The 8,411-nt window shown below is 55.8% G+C and carries 9 protein-coding genes and 1 riboswitch; of the genes, 3 read left to right on the top strand and 6 right to left on the bottom strand.

The features are described 5' to 3' along the window. Nucleotides 1-260 precede the first annotated feature (260 nt). Nucleotides 261-1,850: a bifunctional phosphoribosylaminoimidazolecarboxamide formyltransferase/IMP cyclohydrolase gene (gene purH / locus C5687_RS20050; RefSeq protein ID WP_047957514.1), complete on the top strand. Its 1,590-nt coding sequence runs from the start codon at nucleotides 261-263 to the stop codon at nucleotides 1,848-1,850. A 15-nt stretch (nucleotides 1,851-1,865) separates the two neighbouring features. Beyond that, nucleotides 1,866-3,158, top strand: a complete 1,293-nt coding sequence (gene purD / locus C5687_RS20045) for a phosphoribosylamine--glycine ligase (RefSeq protein ID WP_095442149.1) — start codon at nucleotides 1,866-1,868, stop codon at nucleotides 3,156-3,158. Between the two features lie 91 nt (nucleotides 3,159-3,249). Here purD and C5687_RS20040 read toward each other — a convergent pair whose 3' ends face one another. From C5687_RS20040 to nudC, 6 genes are all read right to left on the bottom strand, one after another. Then, complete coding sequence (locus C5687_RS20040; protein WP_047957512.1) at nucleotides 3,250-3,942, bottom strand: DUF1481 domain-containing protein; 693 nt, start codon at nucleotides 3,940-3,942, stop codon at nucleotides 3,250-3,252. An 11-nt stretch (nucleotides 3,943-3,953) separates the two neighbouring features. After that, nucleotides 3,954-4,226: a nucleoid-associated protein HU-alpha gene (gene hupA / locus C5687_RS20035; RefSeq protein WP_002445246.1), complete on the bottom strand. Its 273-nt coding sequence runs from the start codon at nucleotides 4,224-4,226 to the stop codon at nucleotides 3,954-3,956. Nucleotides 4,227-4,412: 186 nt separating this feature from the next. Continuing rightward, the gene (locus tag C5687_RS20030) at nucleotides 4,413-5,003 is read right to left on the bottom strand and encodes a YjaG family protein (RefSeq protein WP_104557642.1); all 591 of its coding nucleotides are present in this window, start codon (nucleotides 5,001-5,003) and stop codon (nucleotides 4,413-4,415) included. 41 nt (nucleotides 5,004-5,044) lie between these two features. Further along, the gene (nfi, locus tag C5687_RS20025; protein ID WP_047957511.1) at nucleotides 5,045-5,716 is read right to left on the bottom strand and encodes a deoxyribonuclease V; all 672 of its coding nucleotides are present in this window, start codon (nucleotides 5,714-5,716) and stop codon (nucleotides 5,045-5,047) included. Nucleotides 5,717-5,725: 9 nt separating this feature from the next. After that, the gene (gene hemE / locus C5687_RS20020; RefSeq protein WP_047957510.1) at nucleotides 5,726-6,790 is read right to left on the bottom strand and encodes a uroporphyrinogen decarboxylase; all 1,065 of its coding nucleotides are present in this window, start codon (nucleotides 6,788-6,790) and stop codon (nucleotides 5,726-5,728) included. Nucleotides 6,791-6,828: 38 nt separating this feature from the next. Then, nucleotides 6,829-7,602, bottom strand: a complete 774-nt coding sequence (nudC, locus tag C5687_RS20015) for an NAD(+) diphosphatase (protein WP_095442148.1) — start codon at nucleotides 7,600-7,602, stop codon at nucleotides 6,829-6,831. A gap of 95 nt (nucleotides 7,603-7,697) precedes the next feature. On the opposite strand from nudC, the gene C5687_RS20010 reads away from it, so the two are divergent. Then, on the top strand, nucleotides 7,698-8,183 hold the full coding sequence (locus C5687_RS20010) for an Rsd/AlgQ family anti-sigma factor (RefSeq protein ID WP_025759608.1): 486 nt from the start codon (nucleotides 7,698-7,700) through the stop codon (nucleotides 8,181-8,183). 54 nt (nucleotides 8,184-8,237) lie between these two features. Next, nucleotides 8,238-8,346: riboswitch (TPP riboswitch) on the top strand. Nucleotides 8,347-8,411 lie beyond the last annotated feature (65 nt).

Raw genomic sequence — 8,411 nt, 5'->3', positions numbered from 1 at the left:
AGTTCTCCGCAGGCCGCAACCGCTAAATGACAGAAAGATGACTGACTGCTGCATTCCACAGCAAAACCCCGCCTTATACCTTTTTACACACAGACTTATCCACAATGATACGAAAAAGTGAAAATGTGCGAGCGTTGCGCAAACGTTTTCGTTAAAATGCTCGCGCTTCACAAGGATGCCTCGTCAGGTGTGTTAGATGAGTTTTTCACAGGAAAATTCATCTAACGCTCTCTGTAATCGTGAAATCCAGGGGATTTACCATGCAACAACGTCGTCCAGTCCGCCGCGCTCTGCTCAGTGTTTCTGATAAAGCCGGTATCGTCGAATTCGCTCAGGCACTTTCTGCACGCGGTGTGGAGCTGCTATCTACAGGCGGTACCGCTCGCCTGTTAGCAGATAAAGGTCTGCCGGTAACCGAAGTGTCCGATTACACCGGTTTCCCGGAAATGATGGATGGACGCGTCAAAACCCTGCACCCAAAAGTCCACGGCGGTATTCTTGGCCGTCGCGGTCAGGACGACGCCATTATGGAACAGCATGAGATCGCGCCAATCGACATGGTTGTCGTTAACCTCTATCCGTTCGCCCAGACCGTTGCCCGTGAAGGCTGCTCTCTGGAAGATGCCGTAGAAAATATTGATATCGGCGGCCCGACCATGGTGCGCTCCGCGGCCAAGAACCATAAAGATGTCGCCATCGTCGTAAAGAGCAGCGATTACGAAGCCATTATTAATGAGATGGACGCCAACGAAGGGTCACTGACCCTGGAAACGCGTTTCGACCTCGCCATCAAAGCCTTCGAACACACCGCTGCGTACGACAGCATGATTGCCAACTACTTCGGTAGCCTGGTACCGGCTTACCACGGTGAAAGTAAAGATCCTTCCGGTCGCTTCCCGCGCACCCTGAACCTGAACTTCATCAAGAAGCAGGATATGCGTTATGGTGAGAACAGCCACCAGCAGGCTGCCTTCTATATAGAAGAAGAGGTAAAAGAAGCCTCTGTTGCGACCGCCCGGCAGGTTCAGGGTAAGGCGCTCTCCTATAACAACATTGCCGATACCGACGCCGCGCTGGAATGCGTGAAAGAATTCAGCGAGCCTGCCTGCGTTATCGTCAAGCACGCAAACCCATGCGGCGTTGCCGTGAGCACCTCCATTCTGGATGCCTATGACCGCGCGTATAAAACCGACCCGACCTCTGCCTTCGGCGGCATTATCGCGTTTAACCGCGAACTGGATGCCGAAACCGCACAGGCCATTATCTCCCGTCAGTTTGTTGAAGTGATCATCGCGCCATCGGCGTCTGAAGAAGCGCTGAAGATCACTGCGGCGAAACAGAATGTGCGCGTCCTGGTTTGCGGCCAGTGGGCGGAACGCGTTCCGGGCCTGGACTTCAAACGCGTGAACGGCGGCCTGCTGGTTCAGGACCGCGATCTGGGTATGGTGACAGAAGCCGACCTGCGCGTGGTGACCAAGCGTCAGCCAACAGAGCAGGAACTGCGTGACGCGCTGTTCTGCTGGAAAGTGGCGAAGTTCGTCAAATCCAACGCCATTGTTTACGCCAAAGAGAACATGACCATCGGGATAGGCGCAGGCCAGATGAGCCGCGTTTACTCGGCGAAAATCGCGGGCATTAAAGCAGGCGATGAAGGTCTGGAAGTGAGAGGCTCCGCCATGGCCTCTGATGCCTTCTTCCCGTTCCGTGACGGTATTGACGCGGCTGCCGCGGTAGGCATCACCTGCGTGATCCAGCCAGGTGGTTCTATCCGTGACGACGAAGTGATTGCCGCTGCCGACGAACACGGCATTGCGATGATCTTCACCGACATGCGTCACTTCCGCCATTAATTCCCGGAGCAGAAAATGAAAGTATTAGTGATTGGTAACGGCGGACGCGAGCACGCTCTGGCATGGAAAGCGGCCCAGTCTCCGCTGGTGAAAACGGTCTTCGTGGCGCCGGGCAACGCGGGTACCGCCCTGGAACCCGCGCTGCAGAACGTGGCTATCGGCGTGACCGACATTCCGGCGCTGTTGAGTTTCGCCCAAAGCGAGAAAATCGACCTGACCATCGTCGGCCCGGAAGCGCCGCTGGTGATTGGCGTGGTGGATGCGTTCCGCGCGGCAGGCCTGAAAATCTTCGGCCCGACGGAAGGTGCTGCCCAGCTGGAGGGCTCCAAAGCTTTCACCAAAGATTTCCTCGCACGTCACAATATCCCGACGGCGGAATACCAGAACTTTACAGAGGTGGAGCCCGCTCTGGCTTACCTGCGTGAAAAAGGCGCACCGATTGTCATTAAGGCCGACGGCCTGGCTGCCGGGAAAGGCGTGATCGTGGCGATGACGCTCGAAGAAGCCGAAGCCGCGGTTCAGGATATGCTGGCAGGTAATGCCTTTGGTGACGCAGGCCACCGCATTGTGATCGAAGAGTTTCTCGACGGCGAAGAGGCGAGCTTTATCGTGATGGTCGACGGCGAGCACGTTCTGCCGATGGCCACCAGCCAGGATCATAAGCGTGTGGGCAATGGCGATACCGGCCCGAATACCGGCGGAATGGGGGCTTACTCCCCTGCTCCGGTGGTCACTGATGAAGTGCATCAGCGCACGATGGATCGCATCATCTGGCCAACCGTCAAAGGGATGGCTGCCGAGGGGAATACGTACACCGGTTTCCTCTATGCGGGCCTGATGATCGACAAACAGGGTAATCCTAAGGTCATCGAATTCAACTGCCGCTTTGGCGATCCGGAAACCCAGCCCATCATGCTGCGCATGAAATCCGACCTGGTAGAACTGTGCCTGGCGGCGTGCGAAGGTAAGCTGGACGAGAAAACTTCCGAGTGGGACGAGCGTGCGTCACTGGGCGTAGTCATTGCTGCGGGTGGATACCCTGGCCACTACAACACCGGTGATGAGATCCACGGCCTGCCGCTGGAAGAGGTTGAAGGCGCGAAGGTATTCCACGCCGGAACGAAGCTGGCTGACGATGACCGCGTACTGACCAACGGCGGACGCGTGCTGTGTGCTACCGCGCTGGGCCATACCGTAGCAGAAGCGCAGAAACGCGCCTATGCGCTGATGGCGGATATTCACTGGAACGGTAGCTTTAGCCGCCAGGATATCGGCTATCGCGCGATTGCGCGTGAGCAGGGGGAGTAATTTCCCCCTCACCCTAACCCTCTCCCAAAGGGAGAGGGGATCGTTTGTAGGCCGGATAAGCGTTAGCGCCATCCGGCTTAATCCACAGAACTCAGAAACTCTTCTCTGTCGGCTGCCAGGTGCAGAAGTCTTCGTTAGCCACCAGCAGCAGCTGAGAGCCTTCCGGCGCGTCAAGCCACGCCACACTCACTTCCATTGATGAATGCCGCTGACGGCGTTCGATGTGTTCGATGGCCCAGGATTCGAGGTCAGGCTTGATGGTCTGCCCTTCGCAAGTTGTCACCGTCCCATCAGTATGCCAGCGACCCTGGCGCAGCACGACGCGGCCCTGACGCAGCGCATCGCTGGTCTGGCGGATTTGTTCAGCACGGTAACGGTAGAGCGCGACTTGATCGCTGGAAAGCTGCTGTTTTTGACCGCTGACTTCACGCTGCATAAAGCTTAGCTCGCCGTGGTCGTCAAAACGCACTTTCACATGTTCGGGGGTTTTGCTGTAGACGTTCAGTTCAATGAGCGACAGCTCATCGCCCTGCCAGCGATATTCCGCCGTCGACGTATTGCCGTTATGCCACGGACTAAACGCAGAGAGCAGATGAACTTCACCGCCGGAATCTTTACGCCAGATCCTGACCGCACCCTGGTTATCCGCGTAGCCACTGGCGGTAAACGGTGGCAGAGAGGTATCGTGGCTACAGGCTGACAGCAACAGTATGCCTGCCAGCGCGAGCGTTCCACGCCAGAAAGACAAAAGGGGCGTTGCCGCCCCTTCGCTAAAACTGTTCACTGCCACGCGTCTTACTTAACAGCGTCTTTCAGTGCTTTACCAGAAACAAATGCCGGCACGTTAGCTGCGGCGATTTTGATTTCTTTACCGGTCTGCGGGTTGCGGCCAGTACGCTCAGCGCGGTGGTTCACTTTGAAGGTACCGAAACCAACCAGTTGTACAGCATCACCTTCTTTCAGAGACTCAGTAATAGCAGCCAGGGTAGATTCCAGAGCAGCTTTAGCCTGCACTTTAGACAGATCAGCCTTGTCCGCAATTACATCAATCAGTTGAGTCTTGTTCATAAGTTATCCTTTCAATGTGTTTATCGCTTGCTAAGCATCGAGTGCGACGAAAATGCCAAAAAAGCACTCTCCTGCATACACGCACCGATAGCCACTTTTTTTCGCCCCCCAAATGTAGACCAGACAAGGGTCGAAAGGGAAGAGTCGAGGAGCGACAAAACGGGCGTTATCTCAAGTTTTCTTATCTCATTGGTTAAAAATTATACCAATATTGCTCTCGCCGGCCTCACGTAAGTCTGCGCGCAGCCCTTTTATCAGCTCAATATCGCGTTCTTCACACTCTGCCAGCAGGCGGAAAATTTCCCACTGAATGTCCCATTCTTGCTCTACGGCCGGGTTTGCACGCAGCTCTTCGTCGGTCATTGCACGACCTTCCTGGGTCATTTCCAGCATCGCCACGGTGGTGATAGACGCTTTACTGACTTCGATTGCATGCTCCAGCGTTTCGCCACTCAGACGGGAGTGAAGCAGTTCGCTTAACGCCACGCAGGCATCAATCGCGGGGTAGACGCCATACAGGTCAAAATCATCCGCAACCGGAATCGCCTCTTCCAGCTTTTCCAGCTGAGAGTCGAAATTCACCTTCGCGTCTTTCACCGTCAGCGTTTCCCAGATCAGATCCAGAATGCGACGATAAATATGCCCATCGCCAAAGCCTGTCCCCTTGCAAAACGCGGCATAGTTGGGATACATGCGCTCGCACAGGCAAGCCATAAAGGTGACGTGCTGCCAGCTTTCCAGCTTTTCCAGGCGCAGGTGAATCGGGTTTTGTAGCATGATGATCTCTCGAATCGAAAATTAGGCGCAGTTTACCTGAATCATCGCTGAATTTCCTGCCAACGAACAAAAGCTGGACGCGAAGAGGCCACGGCGTCTGCCCAGCGCGTGGGTTCCGGTAAACGGTAGCCCTTCATACAGCGCTGCACCCACGCCAGAGCGCTGTCCATGCTTACCCGATGCCCGGTGGCGATAAACAGCGGGTTACAGCGGGCTTTACTGCGCCAGACCCATGCCAGCTGCTCCCCTTTATGGATAAGCGGCGCCAGCGCGCCCGGCTCAGCGGAAAGGGGTTCAAACGCGCCGCAGAGACGTTTCTTGGCGACGCCAATGGTCGGCACATCCACCAGCAGCCCAAAGTGGCTGGCAACGCCTAAACGGCGCGGGTGTGAGATACCGTGTCCATCGACAAACAGCAGGTCGGGTTTTTGCGAAAGTTGCTCCCACGCGGCCAGCAGCGCGGGATATTCACGAAAGGAGAGAAAGCCGGGAATGTAGGGCATGGTGGTGGCGATACGCGCCACCTTGTATTCCACCAGCTCAAGCGAAGGGTATTTCAGAACCACCATTGCCGCTCGCGTCACTTCACCGCCCTGCTCGAACCCAACGTCGGCTCCGCCAATGTACTGCGGAGGATCCTTATCCAGCTGATCCTCACGGATCACTGATGAAGCCAGTTCGATTTGCTGAGCGCGTAGCGACGCGAGATCCATAACCACTCCTTACTGGTGATACTGGGCAGAAAGCCGATGCACCGCCTCCACAAATACGCCAGCGTGCTCTGGCGGCACATCCTGATGAATACCATGACCAAGGTTAAAGACGTGTCCTTCACCCTGGCCGAAACCAGACAGTATAGTCGACACTTCTTCCTCAATGCGGGCAGGCGGCGCATAGAGCATGGAAGGATCCATATTGCCCTGCAGCGCCACTTTGTCACCCACGCGGCGGCGGGCATCAGCGATATCGGTGGTCCAGTCGAGACCCAGCGCGTCACAACCGGTTGCCGCCATGGCTTCCAGCCACTGACCGCCACCTTTGGTGAACAGCGTCACCGGCACGCGGCGGCCTTCGTTTTCACGCAACAGGCCGTCGACGATTTTGTGCATGTAGTACAGCGAGAACTGCTGATAATCGCGCCCGGTCAGCACGCCACCCCAGGTGTCGAAAATCATGACCGACTGCGCACCCGCTTTAATCTGCGCGTTGAGGTAGAGCGTGACGCTCTTCGCCAGCTTGTCGAGAAGCGCATGCAGGGCCAGCGGCTCGGCGTACATCATCTTTTTAATCTGGGTGAAGGCTTTGCTGCTGCCGCCTTCAACCATATAGGTCGCCAGCGTCCATGGGCTGCCGGAAAAACCAATCAGCGGCACTTCGCCTTTCAGCTCGCGGCGAATGGTGCGCACAGCGTTCATCACATACCCCAGTTCTCCTTCCGGATCGGGGATCGGCAGCTTATCGACATCGGCTTTGCTTTTAATCGGGGAGGTAAAACGCGGGCCCTCACCGGTTTCGAAATAGAGCCCAAGGCCCATCGCGTCCGGAATGGTCAGAATGTCCGAAAAGAGAATGGCGGCATCCAGCGGGAAGCGACGCAGCGGCTGGAGCGTCACTTCGCAGGCCAGCTCGGCGTTTTTGCACAGCGACATAAAATCACCCGCCTGCGCGCGCGTGGCTTTGTACTCTGGCAAATAGCGTCCCGCCTGGCGCATCATCCATACCGGGGTGACATCAACGGGCTGGCGCAGCAGCGCACGCAGATAACGATCGTTCTTCAGTTCGGTCATTTTTGCAGTTCCTTAAGCGTCATGGCCCCAGTGTAACACTACTCATACTCGGCCCGACACATCGCCACGGTATCTTCTATCAGCCGACGCGCCACGGTGCCCGGTGGGGGAAGCAGCGGTAAATCGTCATAGCGATACCAGTTCGCTTCCAGCAGCTCTTTCTGATCGATAACGATCTCGCCGCTGTCGTATTCGGCCATAAAAGCTGTCATCAGCGACTGCGGGAAGGGCCAGGGCTGGGAGGTCACGTAGCGCAGGTTCTTCACTTTAATCCCACTCTCCTCCATCACCTCGCGCGCCACCGCCTGCTCCAGCGTTTCACCCACCTCAACGAAACCAGCCAGCACGGTGTGAATGCCGTTGCGATGACGGGTATGCTGGGCCAGCAAGATAGAATCCTCCCGGCGGATAGCGACGATAATGCACGGCGCAATTTGTGGGTAGTAGCGTTCGCGGCAGTGGCTGCAGAGCATCGCCCACTCGGTTTTGCTCGGGTGCATAGTGTGACCGCAGTAGCCGCAGTATTTATGCGAGCGGTAAAACTCCGCCAGCTGTACACCACGCCCCGCCAGCTGGAACAGGCCCACGTCCAGCTCCAACACCTGTCGAACCGATCCCATATCCTGACGGCGGGATTGTTGGATCAACCACACCGCATCTCCCTGCCATTCGCCGATCTTCAGCGCCGGCTGGCCCACAAGATCGAACCTCTCTGCTGCGCCATAAGGGATCTCCCCGTCAGGAAGCCATAATTTTTGTTCGTGACTGACGATCCACCAACCGAGATCTGATTTTTCAATAATACGATCCATATCTATTGCACTACCTTCGCTTCACTGACATGTTGTTAGCATTGTGGTTACATTCTGGATGAGCAGATTCAATCCTACACTTTGCGGAGTCGACCATGTTAAACCAGCTGGAAAGCCTGACTGAGCGCGTTAGAGGAAGTAACAAACTGGTGGATCGCTGGCTACATGTGCGCAAGCATCTACTCGTGGCTTATTACAATCTGGTCGGTATTAAGCCTGGCAAAGAATCGTTTATGCGGTTGAATGAAAAAGCGCTGGATGATTTTTGTCAGAGCCTGGTCGACTATCTGTCCGACGGCCATTTCAATATTTATGAACGCATTATCCGCGAAATGGAAGGGACAACACCGTATTTAGCGGCCAGCAAACTCTATCCGCTGCTGGAAGCCAACACCCAACAGATCATGGATTACTACGATTCCACGCTTGAGAACGCCATCGATCACGATAACTATCTTGAGTTCCAGCAGGCGCTTTCCGACCTTGGCGAAGCGCTGGAAGAGCGATTCACGCTGGAAGATAAGCTGATTAGCCTCGTCCTGGATGCCAGCCCCGAAGATAACATCGTGCGCCCTGCTTGAGTTCTTAATCGTTAACGAGTAATTTACAACCATTCGCCCCTCTCACGAGGGGGATTTTTCTTGTCGGAGTGCCCAGAGCGAAAGCCGGGCTGAGACCGTTAATTCGGGATCCGCGGAACCTGATCAGGTTAATACCTGCGAAGGGAACAAGAGTCACACTGCTGTTGTATCGCCCCCTGGGCGATCCTCTCTTGCTTCATCCGTCGTCTGACAAGCCATGTCCTTCAC

The organism is Enterobacter sichuanensis (assembly GCF_002939185.1).
GTDB classification, from domain to species: domain Bacteria; phylum Pseudomonadota; class Gammaproteobacteria; order Enterobacterales; family Enterobacteriaceae; genus Enterobacter; species Enterobacter sichuanensis.
The sequence above is the reverse complement of the archived record's forward strand: the minus strand, read 5'-3'. Positions and strand labels throughout refer to the sequence as shown.

Bases quoted from the DNA above. Each gene is read 5' to 3' on its own strand.
- nudC (WP_095442148.1), bottom strand. From the start codon at position 7,602: ATGGATCGTATTATTGAAAAATCAGATCTCGGTTGGTGGATCGTCAGT.
- hupA (WP_002445246.1), bottom strand. From the start codon at position 4,226: ATGAACAAGACTCAACTGATTGATGTAATTGCGGACAAGGCTGATCTG.
- purD (WP_095442149.1), top strand. From the start codon at position 1,866: ATGAAAGTATTAGTGATTGGTAACGGCGGACGCGAGCACGCTCTGGCA.
- C5687_RS20010 (WP_025759608.1), top strand. From the start codon at position 7,698: ATGTTAAACCAGCTGGAAAGCCTGACTGAGCGCGTTAGAGGAAGTAAC.
- purH (WP_047957514.1), top strand. From the start codon at position 261: ATGCAACAACGTCGTCCAGTCCGCCGCGCTCTGCTCAGTGTTTCTGAT.
- hemE (WP_047957510.1), bottom strand. From the start codon at position 6,790: ATGACCGAACTGAAGAACGATCGTTATCTGCGTGCGCTGCTGCGCCAG.
- nfi (WP_047957511.1), bottom strand. From the start codon at position 5,716: ATGGATCTCGCGTCGCTACGCGCTCAGCAAATCGAACTGGCTTCATCA.
- C5687_RS20030 (WP_104557642.1), bottom strand. From the start codon at position 5,003: ATGCTACAAAACCCGATTCACCTGCGCCTGGAAAAGCTGGAAAGCTGG.